Origin of the sequence: Enterococcus sp. AZ188 (assembly GCF_050544075.1) — a bacterium.
Lineage (GTDB): Bacteria > Bacillota > Bacilli > Lactobacillales > Enterococcaceae > Enterococcus_D > Enterococcus_D entomosocium.
In genome coordinates this window covers 1557223-1574917 of sequence record NZ_CP172943.1, presented here as the reverse complement: position 1 = coordinate 1574917, position 17695 = coordinate 1557223, and the positions used below count along the sequence as shown (strand labels likewise).

Annotated in this window: 13 protein-coding genes; 6 read left to right on the top strand and 7 right to left on the bottom strand. The window is 41.0% G+C overall.

Going from position 1 to position 17695, the window contains the following annotated elements; genetic code table 11:
- Positions 1-22: 22 nt before the first annotated feature.
- The 3 genes from IGI86_RS07265 to IGI86_RS07255 form a co-directional block, all read right to left on the bottom strand.
- Positions 23-2266, bottom strand: a complete 2244-nt coding sequence (locus IGI86_RS07265) for a DNA internalization-related competence protein ComEC/Rec2 (RefSeq protein WP_086317355.1) — start codon at positions 2264-2266, stop codon at positions 23-25.
- Entirely contained in the window at positions 2238-2735 is a 498-nt protein-coding gene (locus IGI86_RS07260; RefSeq protein ID WP_005236270.1) for a ComE operon protein 2, read from the bottom strand. The genes IGI86_RS07265 and IGI86_RS07260 overlap by 29 nt, the downstream gene beginning before the upstream one ends.
- Positions 2736-2828: 93 nt before the next feature.
- Positions 2829-3470: a helix-hairpin-helix domain-containing protein gene (locus IGI86_RS07255; RefSeq protein ID WP_430617866.1), complete on the bottom strand. Its 642-nt coding sequence runs from the start codon at positions 3468-3470 to the stop codon at positions 2829-2831.
- 371 nt (positions 3471-3841) lie between these two features.
- Between IGI86_RS07255 and IGI86_RS07250 the strand changes: the two genes are divergently transcribed.
- From IGI86_RS07250 to IGI86_RS07235, 4 genes are all read left to right on the top strand, one after another.
- Positions 3842-5614: a sensor histidine kinase gene (locus tag IGI86_RS07250; RefSeq protein WP_139843939.1), complete on the top strand. Its 1773-nt coding sequence runs from the start codon at positions 3842-3844 to the stop codon at positions 5612-5614.
- Positions 5604-6212 carry a response regulator transcription factor gene (locus IGI86_RS07245; protein ID WP_194187967.1) on the top strand — a complete coding sequence of 203 codons (609 nt, stop codon included), beginning with the start codon at positions 5604-5606 and terminating at the stop codon, positions 6210-6212. The genes IGI86_RS07250 and IGI86_RS07245 overlap by 11 nt, the downstream gene beginning before the upstream one ends.
- Before the next feature lie 97 nt (positions 6213-6309).
- Positions 6310-7002: an ABC transporter ATP-binding protein gene (locus tag IGI86_RS07240; RefSeq protein WP_430617865.1), complete on the top strand. Its 693-nt coding sequence runs from the start codon at positions 6310-6312 to the stop codon at positions 7000-7002.
- Position 7003: 1 nt separating this feature from the next.
- The gene (locus IGI86_RS07235) at positions 7004-9283 is read left to right on the top strand and encodes an ABC transporter permease (protein WP_005236281.1); all 2280 of its coding nucleotides are present in this window, start codon (positions 7004-7006) and stop codon (positions 9281-9283) included.
- A gap of 487 nt (positions 9284-9770) precedes the next feature.
- On the opposite strand, the gene IGI86_RS07230 is transcribed toward IGI86_RS07235, so the two are convergent.
- Positions 9771-10811 (bottom strand): CAP domain-containing protein, encoded by a 1041-nt coding sequence (locus IGI86_RS07230; protein ID WP_008381363.1) that lies wholly within the window; start codon positions 10809-10811, stop codon positions 9771-9773.
- Positions 10812-11007: 196 nt separating this feature from the next.
- Positions 11008-12807 carry a penicillin-binding transpeptidase domain-containing protein gene (locus IGI86_RS07225; protein ID WP_430617864.1) on the bottom strand — a complete coding sequence of 600 codons (1800 nt, stop codon included), beginning with the start codon at positions 12805-12807 and terminating at the stop codon, positions 11008-11010.
- 170 nt (positions 12808-12977) lie between these two features.
- On the opposite strand from IGI86_RS07225, the gene IGI86_RS07220 reads away from it, so the two are divergent.
- Both IGI86_RS07220 and IGI86_RS07215 read left to right on the top strand, forming a co-directional pair.
- The gene (locus IGI86_RS07220; RefSeq protein ID WP_005236299.1) at positions 12978-13646 is read left to right on the top strand and encodes a response regulator transcription factor; all 669 of its coding nucleotides are present in this window, start codon (positions 12978-12980) and stop codon (positions 13644-13646) included.
- Positions 13636-15078: a sensor histidine kinase gene (locus IGI86_RS07215; protein WP_086317345.1), complete on the top strand. Its 1443-nt coding sequence runs from the start codon at positions 13636-13638 to the stop codon at positions 15076-15078. The genes IGI86_RS07220 and IGI86_RS07215 overlap by 11 nt, the downstream gene beginning before the upstream one ends.
- A 72-nt stretch (positions 15079-15150) precedes the next feature.
- On the opposite strand, the gene IGI86_RS07210 is transcribed toward IGI86_RS07215, so the two are convergent.
- Both IGI86_RS07210 and IGI86_RS07205 read right to left on the bottom strand, forming a co-directional pair.
- Positions 15151-15768, bottom strand: a complete 618-nt coding sequence (locus IGI86_RS07210; RefSeq protein WP_016613374.1) for an HAD-IA family hydrolase — start codon at positions 15766-15768, stop codon at positions 15151-15153.
- A gap of 217 nt (positions 15769-15985) precedes the next feature.
- The gene (locus IGI86_RS07205; RefSeq protein WP_005236304.1) at positions 15986-17578 is read right to left on the bottom strand and encodes a TPM domain-containing protein; all 1593 of its coding nucleotides are present in this window, start codon (positions 17576-17578) and stop codon (positions 15986-15988) included.
- Between the last annotated feature and the right edge of the window lie 117 nt (positions 17579-17695).

Below are 17695 nucleotides of genomic sequence, written 5' to 3'. Positions count from 1 at the left end.
CGCTTTCATTCTTATCCTACCATTAGTCAATCGGATAGTCTAGCAGCGTTTTTATCAAAAATGATTGTTGTTTTTCAGACCAAATAAATTGGATCATGCCTTGCTGATCGGTTCGCAAAACGGTCTGATTTACCAACGTTTCAAGCACCTCTTCATGAGGATGCCCGTACCGATTGTTCCGTCCACTTGAAACGATCCCGAATTGGGGATCGATTGCCGCAACAAACTCAGGTGCCGTCGAGGTTCGACTGCCATGATGCCCTAGTTTCAATACATCAACTTTAAGATTCGGATAATCATGAATCAACTTTTTTTCCCCTGCTTGTTCGAGATCGCCAGTAAATAAAAATGTTTTATCCCCTACCTTGGTTTTAATCACCAGCGAATCTTCGTTTTGCCCTGCACCTGATTCTGGTGCCAATACTTGCAACTGAAGGAAATCACCCACTACTTGGCCAACCGTCGTCCAAACAACGCTTGTCTGCTTAGGCAGTTCGTTTAAAAGCTTGGCGATGCGGTGATCTTGTTCACTTCCTGGTACGAGATATAACGTTTCAACGGGGATCGCCTTCATCAATGCTAGCGCATCTCCCATATGGTCCGTGTCCCCATGAGTTAGAAACAACCCGGTGATTTTCCTGACTCCCTCCCCTTTCAAAAAAGGAATCAATGTAGATTCCGCGGCAGCTTGTCGTTTGCGCTCTTGCCAGTTTTCTTTCGGAAAAGACAGAGAACCTCCAGTATCGATCACATAAACTTCGCGATTTTTTTCTGCCTGTAAAACGATACTATCGCCTTGACCAACGTCGACATAACTAATGGTGGGTAAAACGCGATTCTTCTGAAAGACGATTGGTACAACAAGCGAAAAACAGATCACCAGCAGCCACCGTTTCTTTTGGTAACAGAGCAAGCTGAGCAAACAACAACTAGCAGCCAATCCTGCAGGAACGGCACCCACCGTTATCGACACGCCTCCTACAGCGCCCACGACAACTTCCATAAGCAGCAAAAGCCCTTCAAAAAGGGCAATCAGCCCACTGATGGTTGGGAAAAGTGTCCCAGCAATGAACATTACGAAACAGGCTGGTAGCAAAACCAATTGAAAAAACGGTAAAAAGACAAACGTCAAAAAGCCCCCAAATAATGGGAATTCATAAAAGAGCGAGACAATGACAGGCGCAGCCAGCACCGTGAGGAACTGACAGCGCCAAAACCACGTCAATCCGATTGGTCGCTGCATTACTATCAAGAACGTCATCAAAAGACTTAGTTGCCCCGATGTTTGAAGCAATACTTTGGGATCAACGAATAAAAGAGCCGTTAAGACGATCCCATAATGATCACTTGCCGATAGCCGTTGTTGATAAAGAGTGGTCACTTGAGTAACCGACAATGCCAAGACAGCACGCCAGACACTAATGCCGCCGCCACAAATCCCAATTACGACCAAGAAAAAGACCCCCATTGGCAACAGCATTTCTTTTTGCGTAAACCCCAATCGGCAGAAGCATCCGCGAAACCATTTGAAAAATAAGACAACATGCATTCCTGAGATCGTAAAAAAATGCAATAAGCCACTCGCACGATACATTTGACGTACTTCTTGAAAGTCATGGTCTTTAAAACCAAAGAGCAACGCATTGATATAGGCTGCTGAGCGTTCAGGAAAGATTCGTTGCACAGAAGAAATAACCTCTGCTCGAACTTTTGCAAGCGAAAAGCCTGAGTCTGCTTCTTCCATTCCTACAATTTTCTCAATATGGACTGTGCCAATAATCGATCGACTGGCCAAATAGGCAGAATAGTCAAAGCTATGGCGATTTCGTGGTTTTTCAGGAAGAGAAAAAAATCCTTTCACCAGCAGCTTTCTTCCCCAAACGGATCGATCCTGCCATTGCTGTTTTTCAGTCTCTGAATAAACCGTGTAACGGCCAATCACTTTACCTGCAGAGGATTTTGCTTCAAATGTAAGTAGATCGCCATTGACTTTGATCGTGTCTGGCAGCACATTGACTACCCCTTGATACTCACCTTCTTGTATGTTCCCAGTCCGAGAAAGAGAAACGCGGACACTTAACAGCAACAGTCCGACAAAACAAATCATGCACAAAAATGCTTGTCGTTTTAAGACAAGCATCCCGAAATAATAAAGTGCAATGAGTCCCAGTAAGATGGACTGCCGATAGTAAGCAGTCACCGAACAAGCAAAAATAATACTAAGAAATAAAAATGAATCAGTTCTTTTTTGTTGGTTGTGCATCATTCAGCACACCAAACGAAAGTTTTTCAAAATACACCGGATCGAGTTCAACTTGGTGGACGGAAGCACCTACTTGTTGAATCAGTTCCATTGCATACTGATTGTTGCGATAGTCATTCAAATAATGGATCTTTTTGACCCCTGCTTGCAAAATTGCTTTCGTACAGGGAAGGCAGGGAAAATGCGTCACATAGATTTCCGCATTGTCTGTTGACACCCCTAATTTTGCACATTGCAATAAGGCATTCATTTCTGCATGAATCGTCCGAATACAATGGTCATCGACAACATAACAGCCATCGTCAATGCAGTGTACATCGCCACTGACGGACCCGTTGTAGCCTCCAGCGATGATTCGGCGATCTTTGACTAATGTAGCGCCGACTTCAAGTCGGGAACACGTACTGCGTAAAGACAGTAATACAGCTTGTGCCATAAAATACTGGTCCCATGGGATTCTCGTATTGCTCATTCGTTTGCTCCTTTGTCATTGATTAGTTCTATTCTAATCGAATTTCTTGAATTTTCAACCGTCATTTCTTAGTATTTCTTACATTTATTTGGTTCAGTCCGCCACTGTAATCATCTCTTTCAAGGACTCAAAGGTCTTCTCTCCGATGCCTGTGATCTTTTTTAGGTCATCAATCTGTTTAAAAAAGCCATATTCTTCTCGGTAAGCGATGATTGCTTCTGCTTTTTTGGCACCCACACCTGGCAGTTCTTGCAGTTGCTGTGCATTGGCTTGATTCAGATTGATTTGTGTCACTGCTGTTTGGCTGCCACCTACTCCTGAAGCATTCATCTCCATAAACGCTTGATCCTCTTTATGAGGGACGATCACCATCTGTTGATCTTGTAGCACTTGTGCTAAGTTTATGGCTGTTTCTAACGCCTCTTCTGTCAGACCACGTGCTTGTTCGATCAATTCATACATCCGCGCACCTGATTTCAAGCGATAAATTCCCGGTTGGTGCACTTCCCCTTTGACATCGATAACGATCTCATACTCTTCATCGTGAAGACTATCTTCTTGAAGGGCTCCACCTTCCCCCATTTCAGACGATTGACCTGCTGCATCTGCCATTGAATGCCAGTTTGTTTCTTTTTTTTGCGAGAACGGTACAAACCAGATGATCAGCAACACCATCAAAACAGCACCACCAACTGCAAATCGCCAATAGTCTTTGAACAGCTTCCATCGATCCATTTTCACCACCTCATAGATGAAATACGCAGATAATTCAGTATTATTTGGAAAACGGAAAAATAAAGACGATCTTTTTGCAGCAAAAAAATGACGGAACCAATCATAGTGCCATTTTCATAGAATGCAAATTCTTAGACAAAATGACAATGTATTGCAGAATTAGGGTGCTGTTAAGGCAAATCTTCAAAAAGCGCTTGAATCAGATTGAAACTATTGATACACTATTTGATAAAAAATCACAGGGAAATGTTGGATGTCTAAAGTAACCCAGCGTCTCAAAGTCCATGGATAAGAATGCTGCCAATGATAATCACCCTTGTGATAAATTGAACATTTCATTTGAAATTTTTCACAAAAAAAAGGAGGCCGACTTGATTAAATCGTATAGATGGCAAATGATGCATATCTTACTGGGGAGTTTCTACCTAATCTTGATGATTTATTTCACTCACACTATTTATCAAACTACATATTTAGGCATTCGGGCTTACCAAATAAATGACGAATGGTTTATAAAACGTATTTATGATGGTGGTCTGGGAGCGGATACTTCGCTGCAAATCAATGATCAGCTAGTAGAGCTCGATGGAAATTTGCCAAAAGAGAATAAACAATTAACAAATTGGCTAGTTGTCGAGCAAATCAATTCACTCACGATCCAAAGAGAGCAGCAACGAATCACTTATCGCTTTGATTCGCCCAAAACATTTCTGCCGATATTTTTTACACTTTTAGCTTTTAGTGGATCGTTAGTTTTATTCTTGCTCTTTTTTTATCGAAAACAGCTTCTTTCAAAAAGATCACGGCTTTTTTATTTATGGCTCTTTGTATTTGCGTTTATTTTTTTAGCGGCGTTTCCTTCAAGTATTGGGAATACGTTAGGTAGAGTGATTTTGATTATCTCCTTATCCACTTTTCCATTTTTCTTGAATTCATTTTTGAAGATCAACAGCTCATATAAAATAAGCAATATAGGAATCTTTCCAGCACTGCTCCTCCTATTAAATCTAGCAGCAACCTGTTATGCCGCTTTTTTTCAGATTGGCTATGTACTCGCTGAATATTTAGCAGTCGGTTTTGTTTACAGCTTGATGCTACTGATGCTTGGCGAATATTGCTTCTCTTTTTTTAATAAAAGTCACAAAAAACATAGAACAGCTACCAAAGTCAACCTTCCAGTAATTCTATTTGTAAGTATTGCCCCTTTTCTTTATTTATATGCATTCCCTATTGGATGGAGTGCACCTTACTATATGCTGGTATTTTTTATCTTTCTGCCTTTTATAGGAATTTTCCATCGCTTAGCAATTGATCGCGTCTTGAAATTTCGGTACCGTATCACAACCAGATCGATCTATCTGATACTCTCACTATTTTTAACGGTAATCGTCATTTTTATCAGCCAACTTAACGCTTACGTTCCTAATCTACTAATTATTCTTTATCTCTTCCTTTTAATATATACTCTTTTGCCGCTTCTACAAGAATTATTCTATTTAGCAAGTCGCCATAATGAACCAATGAATTCACTAGATGTATTTTTAGCAGTTGAAAAAGAACGAGAGACAATTTCAAGCTATATTCACGATGGGATCATTCAAGAGATCATCCACTTGTTACGTCAAATTGAAAATGATAGACAAACAGTGCCAAAAGAAAAAATCATCCAGCAGCTTGATGAATTGATTTATGATTTAAGAGAACTTTGCTCAGATATATATCCTCTGCTTCTGCAAGAAATAGGATTAGAAAAAACATTGGCTTCTCTTTTCGTTCAAATACAGCAAAACCACCCTGTGCTCATACATTTTGCCTATGACCGAACCATCCATTCAGATTCACCTGAAATCAACAACTTCATCTTGCGCTCAGTCAAAGAATTGCTCAATAACAGTATTTTGCATGGACATGCAACAGAACTGATAATCACAAATGCAGTTGAGGATGATACAGTAGTATTCGAAATTAGTGATAACGGAACTTTTGGACAAGACTCTCTTAGTAAAGGTCCTCATTTCGGATTAAATGTAATTAAAGAAAAGCTTTCGTTATTGTCGGGTAGATTTGTCATTCACTACTCACCTACAACCATTCAGCTTAGAATTCCAAAAAATATTTTCGAAGGAGCAAACTATGCCGATTAAACTTGCATTGTTAGACGACCACGAACTCGTCCTTGAAGGAATCAAAAATACGCTGCAAAAAGAGCCCTCATTTTCGATTATAGGCGCATTTACAAAACCAACAGATTTTTTTCAAGCTATGGCAAACCAGTCAATTGATATTGTCCTCCTCGATATGATGCTAAAGGGCACGCATGCCTTTGAGCTGATTCCTCGTATTCATACCTTAACTGATGATACTTTGCCAAAAATAATTATGCTGTCGGGTTTTTATGAACCACTTTTTCATAAGCGTGCCTTTGAACTTGGTATATGGGCTTTTTTGAGAAAAGAAGCTTCGTATGATGAATTGATCACAACGATAAAAACGGTCTACCATGGCAATAAAGTTTCCCCTGAACACCTTTTTCTTGAAAAAGACATGCGTCTCTTAAGTGAGATAGAACGGCAAGTATTAGAATTGATTTCGCAGGAACAAACCAATGAAAAAATCGCAAAAAAACTATTTATCAGTCGCAGAACCGTCGAAAACCACGTTTCATCTATCTGCAATAAGTTGAACGTACAAACAAGGATCGGTGCTGTTCGAGAAGGAATCAAACTGAATTTAATCAAATGATGAACTCCGCAAAAAAACATTCGGATAATACGGATGTTTTTTTGTTTTTGCTTTATTAAGATAACAGTACATACAAGAAAACTTTAGGAGGATCAAAATGATCGAATTGAAACATATCAATAAATTTTATGGTGAAAATAATCGTAAAATCATTGCATTAAATGATGTGAGCCTCACGATCAATAAGGGTGAATTCACCATCATTTTAGGGCCATCAGGCTCAGGAAAAAGCACTCTTTTAAACCTATTAGGCGGTATGGATCGTCCAAGCCAAGGAGAGTTTCGCATGGGAGAAAAAGAAATCTCTCATCTTTCTGATGAACAGCTTTCAGATTATCGGCGTGACGTCGTCGGTTTTATCTTCCAGTTCTACAACTTGATTCCTAGCTTAACCGCTTTAGAAAATGTCGGCATTGCACAACAACTGAGTACAAATAATGAACCAGCCTCTCACTACCTTGAATCTGTAGGGTTATCCCATAGAAAAAATAACTTCCCTAACCAATTATCTGGCGGAGAAATGCAGCGAGTATCGATTGCACGTGCTTTGGCAAAAGCCCCAAAACTCTTACTTTGCGACGAACCAACTGGCGCTTTAGATTCACATACAGGGAAAAAAATATTATTTTTATTAAAAAAAGCTGCGGTGAATGTGGATACTGCTGTGGTGATGGTCACACATAATGCAGAGTTCGCTCAATATGCGGATAAAATTATTCATTTGCATGACGGAAAAATCAAGTCGATTGAACAAAATAAGCCTCTGAAGGTAAAAACAAAGGAGTCTTGATATGAAATTTCTGTCTATAAAACTGGTTAGAGATCTTAAAAGAAATTGGACGCAATTCTTCTCCGTCTTCTTAATGGCGTTTCTAAGTGTCCTTGTATTTGTTGGGTTACAAGGTGTTTGGGGCGGTTTGGAAAAAAGCCTGGACAACTTTATTGATGCAAATGGTCTGGCAGATGCTTGGGTTTATGGTACTGGCTTTACTGAAAACGATATCCAATCAATCCAAGCACTAGATGGGATAGAAAAGACATTCTCTCAGTACGAATTTACAGTTTCTGATTTGACTAATCAAGCGCCTTCCTCATCATCAGAACGCACTTTGACTCTTAGTGCACCACTTGGAAAACCTATCGCAGAGCCTTATTTCGTTCAAGGTACTACATTCCATGAATCCCCTGGCTTTGTTTGGATCAATCACGACTACGCACAGGCGAATGATCTTACCTTAAATCAATCACTGAGGATTATGGTTGACGGTCGCGAAATTGAATTGACCATAGCAGGGATGATTTTAACAACTGATAAGCTTTTCTTCACTGGTACACAAGAGTATATTGCCCCCGACCCGAAACGCTATGGCTACGGGATTTTATCAGAAGCGACTTTAGAAATGATGCTGGAGACATCCGTTTTACCTAACGTCGTCGAAGTCTCTGGGACTAACTCTCGCTTAAGAACCGAAATTGAATCGATTATGGGGGAACGCCATATTGCGTACTATGATCAAGCAACCTTGACGGAAGTTTCTGAAGCCTTGGGCCGCGTCACTCAAATTCGAAATCTATCCTTTATGTTTTCGTTCTTGTTTATCTTACTAGCAATTCTTGCAATGTATACAACGATCAAACGGTTGATTGATACCCAAACAAAAGAAATCGCAGTCCTTCAAGCGTTGGGGTTTTCAAATAGAACAATCGGGTTTCATTTCACTAGCTTCGGCTTGATCATCGGCAGCTTTGGCATCGCCGCTGGCTTGGCAGCAGCGCCCTTGCTTTCGCATTTTGTTTTAGAAACGCAAAAGAATATTCTATCTCTCCCACACTGGACAGTTTCCTACAATTCCCTTTCATTAATCGTTTGTCTGCTCGTGTTAATCATTTGTATGGCTTCTGCTTATTTTGCTTCTGATCAAGCATGTACTGGCCTGCCAGCGGACTTCCTTAGAGGGAATACAAAAGGCAAGAGTGCCCATTTGTTACTAGAAAAGCTTTCGTTCTTCTGGAACCCGTTAAGTTATGAAGCCAAATGGGGGTTTCGCGATGCTGCTTCTAACAAAATGAGAGTTTTAATGGGGATCATCGGAGTTGCTGGTGGTATGATGCTGATCACAGCCGGACTAGGCATGCCCCAATCCATCAACCACTTAGTTAACAAAGCTTATACAGAGGATTTTACTTATCATCAACGAATAAATACTAGTGATTCAGCATTTTTGGAAGAATCCTTTGGACAAGAGGTGCAAATTTTGCCTACCCGTTTTGCACCTGATGACGGCTACAATCGCTTACTGATGATCATTGATCAAGGGGATTTTGTTCATATGAAAACAACTGACAATGAGTTGATCACTCCTGGCGGTATTTATCTAACAGAAGGTTTTGCTAACAGAGCGGGCATTCAAAAAGGCGATCAAATAGAAGTCTTTCCTGCATTTCATGAAAGCTCATTTCGCTTTGAAGTATCTGGGATCATAACTAGTGAAACGAACCAAGGTGCTTATTTGTTAAAAAAAACTTGGCTGGAAGCTGGTGGGACTTTTCTGCCTCAGACGCTTTTAGTAGACGAGGAAACTGCTGAAGCATTGTCCGGCAATCCTGCAATCACATCAACGATTGCGCGACAAGATCAAATGGACAATGCGTATGAATTTGTTGATAGTCTAGGAGGGATCTTTACAATGATCATTGCTTTTGCAGTTTTGTTAGTCATCGTTGTCCTATACAATTTAGGGACGCTAAATTTTGTTGAACGAACTCGTGACTATACGACATTAAGCGTCCTTGGCTTTAGAAAAAAAGAACTTCGCCGAATCACCATGATTGAAAATGCTGCAACAACGATGGTTGGCTGGCTGATTGGAATTCCTGCAGGAAGTTGGTTCCTTTCACAGTATGTAAGCACCTTTTCAACCATTACGATTGAATACACCGCCCACTTCACCTGGATTAATGTCGCAATCGCCTCTATGATTGTTTGGCTTAGTTCGTTAAGTACAACATTTCTTGTCAGCCAACGGCTTAAAAAACTAGACTTGGTTTCTGCATTGAAAAATGTTGATTGATTCTCTGCAAAAGGAGGCACATCTATGATTGGTTTCTACGATTACACCGTCTTTCTAACCTATTTAAAGTTTTTTTGGAGGTATCGGTATTTATAGCACTTCAGTTTTCTGCATCTCTTTTTTCTTCTCTGTTCATTGACCACGATTGCTGCTTTTTTAATCGAAAAAGTGAATTGGGGTCTCTTTGGTACTTTCGGTATGTACTGGCTCGGACTAATTTGTGACTCATCACTAATTTTTTTCGTCATTGACAGTCTCATTCGGATATCTGGGAATATAGGAACGATCAACATTTCTGAAAAAGGAAAGCTGCTGATTGGTATAGGGTCGATCGTTTTAATCATAAGCTACTTGATTTATGGGATTGTGTCAGCAAATCGTATTGTCCATACGACGTATGAAGTAAAGATTGAGCTTGATGCTGCTAACGCAACAATCTCAAATGAGCAGTGTTTTTTAACTAATCAGTTTCAAGCAATTCAGGAATTCACGACGCCGATCCTCGGTGATACAACGTTGTATAATATGGCTGTTCGCTGGTATCGATCGCAATACCGATCCCGAGAAATTGATACTCATCGTTTAGAATCGTTGCCCGATGTCCCTCTGAATTCATTAAACCTTGATGGGCGTAAATACTGCTGGCTTGGCCAAATGCCAAATTCTCCCCTGCAGCAGTGAAGCTGATCCCGTCTTCTTGCATCCGATCAAATGGAGTCGATCCATCTAACCCAATATGGTCAAAATATCGATGTTCTGCCATGTCTTGGCTATGCTTCACGGCAGTCTCACTGGTTGCTTCACTGAATCCAAGGGGCGACAAACCAAATTTCACTCGGGTGGCATTCGTTAATTCAAATAACTGTGTTCGTAAGCCGCTTAAAATGGCGGCTTGATTTTGGCGAAAATCATTCGCATGGCGTGTTTCTAACGAGCGATTGATGATTTGAATCGCAGTCACTGTATCTTCGGCATGAACATCATAGAAAAAAGTAATCAATTGATCGTCTTGTAGGAACAGATCATAGTCGGCATCGGAATCGATGCGATACCGTCTTGATCCTCGTTGTAGACTTTCTTGGCGCGTACCCATCTGATTACGAACGCTGGCTTTTGAAGACCCGATACCTAGCGTGTCATCGATAAGAATCGTGTCTTGATTCGTATAGATCCCTTGCGCAATATCATGTTCATCGTACATCACCATCATGAAGTTACGAAAATCATCGTGATAGGAAGTCCAGTTCAGTCCATATCGATTCGCTGATTCATTGATCGCTTCTCCAAAGGTTTCTTCGATCACTTGTCGTGATTCATTATATAAATATGTCTGGGCAGGTGTTTCTGCCGATGGCCTGGCTGAAGTGTCTTGTGAAGGAGAAAATTGGGACGAGAGAGATTGAGTGATCTCGTTGAGTCGAGCATCCCGAAATGCCAAGCGCCCGTCTTGCCATGTAATCATCTGGCTCACAAAATAAAGAAGTCCGATGAGAAAAATGCTTTTGATTAAGAATTTTATTTTTTTCATATGACACCTCCGTCAATGAATCATTATGTGTTAGCTGTAGCGCGATCGTTTATCCACTCATTCATCCCTAGATTGGATCGCTGATAAACCGTCCTGCCTTTTCTAAAGACTATCATTCCTGTGGAAAATTGACCAGCTGCAGCATGAAACTTCTTAGATGGTCTATGTCTTTTTAAGCTCCTGTTAAGAAACTTTTTTACTCACGAAAACTTTGCAGCGCCATCGAACGCTCCATCAATGGATTGGCAATTTTAGCTAAGGTATGACGATCGTATTCTTCTGGTCGCTTGATAGTGAGGTAAAGAATAAACTGTGGATCATCCGTTGGATAGATCGAGACCGCCGAATAAATATAATCAAACTCTCCTGTCATGTAACCTTGACCATTCTCATTGGCGATCTGAGCAGTCCCAGTTTTGACAGAAATCTCATGGTTCGTCAGTTGGTATACATCATAAGCGGTGCCATAGCGTTCATCCGTCACTACATCGGTCATGTATTCCAATACAGCATCAGCCGCTGTTTGTGAAATAGGCTGAGAAACGACTTCTGGAAAAACTTGGGTCTCTTCTCCCACTTGCCGAATCAATTGCGGACGAATCATCTCGCCACCATTGGCAAATGCGCTAAATAACTGCATCATCTGCATCTGATTGACCCCAATCGCATGGCCATAAGAACTCATGGCATAATCCACCCGATTTCTTGAAGGTAAGATACCAGGCACCTCACCGGGAAGCTCACTTCCTGTAACTTTCCCTAGTCCAAAATCAGTTAAATACTGCGCCCATGCATCAAAACCGATCCGTTGCTGAAGTCGAACCATCCCAGTGTTGCTTGACCAAGCTAACGCTTGCCGCATCGTCAACTCACCATTTGCTCCTGAGTCGTGGTCGTTGATGACTCGATCTTCAATCTGCATACTCACAGGATTGTAGCGTTCCGTCGGATCAAAAACACCTTCATCAATCGCTGCCGCAACGGTTGCCAGCTTCAAGGTCGAACCTGGTTCATACATCTCTTCCGTAAAAAGATTACGCCAAATAAAGTGCTCATCCGCAATTCCTTCTTGGGTCTCTGGATGAAAACTAGGTCTTTGAGCCATCGTTAAAATCTCTCCAGTTTTCGCATCCATTAATAAAGCCGTCAGATTCTCTGGTCGTGTTTGTTCCATAACCTCATCCATCACTGATTCAGTGAATAACTGCAGATGAGCATCTAATGTCGTCCAAACATCGTTCCCATCTACGCCTTCTTCTACCATTTGATTGGTTGCAGGAACAGGATTCCCTGAAGCATTGACTTGAAAAGACTCTCGCCCATTTTGATTCTTCAAAAAGTCGTTCAGTACATATTCTAATCCAGAAACTCCGACTCGAATTTCATCATCATCTGACGTTGTCCCTATCAAATGTGAAGAAAAGATGCCATTCGGATAGCTGCGACTTGAACGAGCATCGAAATAGATACCATTGATTCCAGCTGCATCAAACGCCGCTTCGATTTGATTTCGAGTGGTCACACTTAGACCACTGCCAACATTGCCAAATTCCACTTGAAAGACAGACGGGTCTATTTGATTCGCACCGTCTGTCAAGATAGACAAAACTTGCTCGTTAGAAATAGGTAAATACTCCGAAAGAATCGTTGCGGTCTCCTCAAAGCGCGCTCTGTCTAAATACATGGGTCGGCCATTATCAATGTAATCTTCAGAAAGAACCGCTCGAACAGTATAGGAAAGAATATCTTGTGCGATCACTGTCCCCTGCCGATCAAAAATCGCCCCTCGACTTGTTTCGATGGATCGTGAACTATAATACAAACTTTCTATTCTTTCAGACAAAGAGACGCCAGCAATCACGCCGACTTGAACAATGTAAATCAAACGTGCAGAAAACCCCATAAAAAGCGCAAGACTGATTATGTATAACCAATGACCGACTAGCTTACGATTTTTCTTCGCTTTTTTCTTTTTGACTATATGATAGTCATACATCGCCAAAGCGCCCCTTTCGATCGAATATACCTCTATAGTATTGGGTATTTGTGATGATCTTGTGAGGGAAAGAACAATTATTTTTCAAAGAGTCATTTTCTTATTAATTCAGCGATTATGCTGTGATATACTTTAAAAAATATAAATTATTTTTAAGGATGTGAATAAAATTGCAAAAAATATTGATTGTCGATGATGACACTCATATGCGTGCCCTAGTGAAAACTTATGCGGAGATCGAAGGGTATCTATGTTTTGAAGCATCAGATGGAAAAGAAACTTTGGAAAAATTAACCAATCATTCATTCGATTTGATTCTCCTAGATGTCATGATGCCGGGAAAAGATGGCTTTCAGACGCTTTCGGAAATCAGAGGTAGCTGTAACACGCCAGTCATCATGATTACCGCTCGAAAGGAAGAGTATGACAAACTCTTTGGCTTCAATCTTGGTGCCGATGATTACATCGCCAAGCCATTTAGCCCTAAAGAGCTGATGGCTCGCATCAAAGCTGTGTTGAAACGAAGTAGTCAATTTCAGTTCGAAAAGATCGTTTATGGCGATCTCGAAGTCAATGTTTTTTCTCATACTGTAACGATCAAAGGGAATCCTCTGCCACTTACGCCAAAAGAATTCGATCTGCTGGTCTATTTGACAAAAAATAATCATATTGCTTTGAGCCGAGAATCAATTTTAGAAGGTGTCTGGGGCTTCGATTATTTCGGTGATACCAGAACAGTGGATACACACATCAAGTCCTTGCGAGAGCGTCTAGGGGATTACCGAGAGTTGATCCAAACGGTTTGGGGCGTTGGGTATAAATTTGATTATGAAGACTAGTCGGTTAGGTTTTACTTACATCAAAAGTAAATTACTCGTGCGGCTTTGGTCCGCCAATATGCTGCTGGTCGTCATTGGCATTGCTTTTTTATGGACTGTTCAAATTTTGCTCTTTGAACCAAATTATATCAATGTAACAAAAGAATCACTTTTAGAAACAGTTCAAGAAACAGCTGCCGCTGTTGAAGAAATGGCAGTAGATCCAGATGATTTACCAGAAGATCCATTGCTTTTCCTCAGTAAAACGATCGTTGGGACTCTTTTTTTAGTCGACGAGTATGGCGAAATTCTGGCGGCATTTAACAATGGACAACAATTAAACATAGATGGGTTGAGCAACGAATACAGCTGGTTGTTATCTCATGCACCCACTGTCCTTAACGGTGAGAGCCTTAGTGCTGTAGAAGACTTTGAAAAGTCTTCTGCCATTCTTATTGGCGTTCCTACGACTCTTTTCCAACGCCCAGCTGCCCTTTTGCTCTCCAATACGATCACTCAAATCGAAGCGCTTCAAAGCATGAATCGACAGCAACTCTTTCTATTCACCATCATATTAACAATTTTTGCATCAACGATCTCCTTTTTTTTAGCACAGCATTTTATTCGCCCGATCAAAACCATCAAAGAAGCCATCATCCGCTTAACCAACGGAGAGCTTTATTCCGTACCCAAACTAAACCGTGGCGATGAATTAGGTACACTTTCTGAATCTGTTGCGGACTTAAGCACAGAACTTCAGCGAGTAGACGTGTTGCGAAAAGAAGTGATTGCCAATGTTTCTCATGAACTACGATCCCCCCTCGCGTTGATCACGGGTTATGGGGAGATGGTACGTGATGTTTCTGGAAGTGACGAACGCCTTCGAAAAGAACATATGGAACTAATTATCAGCGAAGCCCACCGTATGAGTGCCATGGTTGATGACATCATGGATTTCTCTATCATGCAAGCAGGCTACACACAACTTAAAAATGAAATCTGGAATACATACGAGGTGGTTTCCTCCGTCGTTGCCTACGCAAGAGGGATCGCCAATCAATATGACATCACTGTCGATTTTGAAGCAGATAGTAAGAATGGAATTGCTCTTTTTGATCGCATCAAAATGGAACAGGTTTTGCGTAATTTAATAAACAATGGCATCAACCATACACCTAAAAACGAGCGTCTTTTGATCAAATTAACGAATACATCTACAAGAACAAAAGTTGCTGTCATCAATCCCGGAAAAGATATCCCTCCAGAACAACTCGAACTCATTTGGGAAAGATACCAACGCGTCCAACATCAAGCAGGACATAAAGAAGGAACCGGCATCGGCTTAGCGATCGTGAAAACCATTTTGACTTCTCACGCCTTCGATTATGGCGCTGAGTCGAAAAATGGCGTGACTTCTTTTTGGTTTGTTGTGCCGAGACTAGAAGACCAATGAGAACCACGTTTATACCGTTCATCATAAGTAATGAATGTCTTACTTTCTTTGCACAAAAAAAGCCTTGATTTCTCAAGACTTAATGATTTCTTGTATTTCAGCCATGGATTGGACAGTATGGTCGGCGGATACATCTTTTAAGAGACCTTCTATATCATAAAATATCGTCTTGACACCTGCTCCTTGTCCTGCAAAAACATCCATCGTACGATCGCCGATCATGACGGTCTGATCTTTGTCTAAATGATATTTTTCGACAAGATAAATCAATGAAGTTGGATCAGGTTTACGGGGAAAGTTGTTTTCCGGTCCTACGATCTCAACGATCAGGTCTGCCATCTGTTCTTTTTCTAACAGCTCTTTTGTTGAAACGACATCGCGGTGGGTCAAAATGTAGTTCTTGCCACCAGCAGCAACCACGGCTTCTAATGTTTCTTTGGTTCCTACAAAGGAAAGCGGCAAACGATCATCCAGCGCTTCATTTGCTTTGAATGCTTTAGTGAACTCTTGAAAATCTAAGTTGTATTTTTCAGCAACTTTTTTGGAAGATGAATCTTTCAATATATAATAAATCTCCGCTGGATCTGGATCGAAGCCATACTCCTTCAATGTCTTAATAAAAGCTTTTAACATGATTGGGTAGCTGTCGTAAAGTGTTCCGTCAAAATCCCATATGTAAGATTGGTACATGATATCCCTCGTTTTCTCCCTTTTTCAAATGAATGAAAGTTCCATTCATTTTCTGTAACTCTAAAAAGTTTACCACACTTTGTTTGGTTTGTCTTATTTATCAAGGGATTTCCTCCACAAGAAAAAACGCCATTGACTATACAATACTTCCGCTTGCACAAACCTACATGCAAGCGAATGTATTGCAGAACAATGAACGTTCCTCCTTACGAAAAAATTACCAGCTACCAGAAACACCGCCACCGCTGCTACTTCCTCCGCTAAAACCGCCAAAATCATTCGAAGAACTTTGTGTATCGGCAATGACTTGTTCTTGATGGGACACGTGATTATTCATCATCACAAAGAACAACGCCATATTCATCCCATGCGGGTCATACTCTTGGCGAGCATTATTTAAAACTGCTGCTCGATCAGAAGCATCAAATGAGGATAATTTGTTTGCTAAATCTGGGTGATTTTGATAAACCTGTTTCAAGTCAACTTGGAACAAGGCATCTGTTTTCACTTCCGCTAGAACATTAGAAACTTCTTTCGGAATGGCTTGTACCATCTCAGCATAGGTCGCTTTTTCCGTCACAAGTTGCGCTAAATAACGCCCCTGCTCATTGCGTCTTCTGATCTCTTCTTTGGCTTGCTTAGCTATTTCTGCTCGATACGCATCTGCTAAAGGCAAATTCTCAGGTAACACCGCATCAGATAAATCATAGTCTGCCATCCGTTCAGACACTTCCCTGCCTAATTGGGCTTCATAGGTTTTTAAGGTGTCATGTTGTGTAAGGATCACCTGACCGAAATGTTTGACCGTGGTTTTTTTCTTCATCAGCAAGTTTGAAAAATAAGAGCCAATTGCTGGATTCGTCAAGGCATGTTGGATAACTCGTTTATCCGCAGTCGACAATCCGGTGATCGAACTCAATTTCGCTGGCACGTAAGTACTCGTCACATACTGCGTAAATGCTTGTTGACAATCTTTTGCTGTCTGATACTGATGGTAACGCTGATAGTTCTTTCTATTGCTAGCCCATTTCAAGAAATCTTTCTGTTGGAAGTGACTATCTTCTAACAGATGTTTCGGCAACGGCAGGTGCTCTTCAAATCGCCGTTTGGTTTTAAGATGGCGAAAACTGATGAACCCGACAAGGCCTGCAGCTGCTGCCGCTACGACACCACTGACGATTTTTCCAATAGTGAACCACATTTGCTTAGTGGCTTCTGCTTCTTGTGCCTGTTTTTCTGCTAACATTTGATTGCCATCTTGATAAATCGTCCCTAATCCAATCGTTTCATCCGCTTCTTTCATTCGCTGATAGACTTCATTAGAAGCTGCCAATATCGCTGTATCATAATCTTCATCTCGTAATGCGTCTTTGGCATCTTCATCCACTAAATCATCTTCCGATAGCTCACTGAAGACATAGGATAGTCCATCGCCATAACCCAGACGAAATTCACGATCATCAATGGCAAAGAGAAACAATAGTCCATTATTGTCCTCTGGATTTCCTAAACCATATTCATTGAACAGTTCCAAATTACGCTCTTCAATCGATTGCCCATCTAAGGAAGGGATCGTGATCACAGCATATTCTGGCGCGCCAGTCAATGATTGGAACCCCTCTTTATTCAAGGCATCGATCTGTTCGATCGTCTCTTGTGAAAGGACCCCGGCATCATCGCGAACAAATGTCTGTCCAAAGGCAATTGATGGTTGAAGGACAAAAAATCCCATCAAACCAACAAAAACCAACATCCCAAGTTGGAAGATTTTCTTCATTTTACCACCCCTTTTTATCGTGTTATCTTTCATTGTATTCGATTCCAAACAAAAAAACATCCGCCTTAGGAATGAAAAAAATAGTAACAGGACCAAAAAACCTTTAAAAGACAGCATTCTGATTAGTCTTTTAAAGGTCACTTTATCATA

What these genes read in the sequence shown, in the direction of transcription:
- IGI86_RS07265 (WP_086317355.1), bottom strand. Translation starts at nt 2,266, where the DNA reads ATGATGCACAACCAACAAAAAAGAACTGATTCATTTTTATTTCTTAGT.
- IGI86_RS07260 (WP_005236270.1), bottom strand. Translation starts at nt 2,735, where the DNA reads ATGAGCAATACGAGAATCCCATGGGACCAGTATTTTATGGCACAAGCT.
- IGI86_RS07225 (WP_430617864.1), bottom strand. Translation starts at nt 12,807, where the DNA reads ATGTATGACTATCATATAGTCAAAAAGAAAAAAGCGAAGAAAAATCGT.
- IGI86_RS07255 (WP_430617866.1), bottom strand. Translation starts at nt 3,470, where the DNA reads ATGGATCGATGGAAGCTGTTCAAAGACTATTGGCGATTTGCAGTTGGT.
- IGI86_RS07205 (WP_005236304.1), bottom strand. Translation starts at nt 17,578, where the DNA reads ATGAAAGATAACACGATAAAAAGGGGTGGTAAAATGAAGAAAATCTTC.
- IGI86_RS07210 (WP_016613374.1), bottom strand. Translation starts at nt 15,768, where the DNA reads ATGTACCAATCTTACATATGGGATTTTGACGGAACACTTTACGACAGC.
- IGI86_RS07245 (WP_194187967.1), top strand. Translation starts at nt 5,604, where the DNA reads ATGCCGATTAAACTTGCATTGTTAGACGACCACGAACTCGTCCTTGAA.
- IGI86_RS07215 (WP_086317345.1), top strand. Translation starts at nt 13,636, where the DNA reads ATGAAGACTAGTCGGTTAGGTTTTACTTACATCAAAAGTAAATTACTC.
- IGI86_RS07235 (WP_005236281.1), top strand. Translation starts at nt 7,004, where the DNA reads ATGAAATTTCTGTCTATAAAACTGGTTAGAGATCTTAAAAGAAATTGG.
- IGI86_RS07240 (WP_430617865.1), top strand. Translation starts at nt 6,310, where the DNA reads ATGATCGAATTGAAACATATCAATAAATTTTATGGTGAAAATAATCGT.
- IGI86_RS07230 (WP_008381363.1), bottom strand. Translation starts at nt 10,811, where the DNA reads ATGAAAAAAATAAAATTCTTAATCAAAAGCATTTTTCTCATCGGACTT.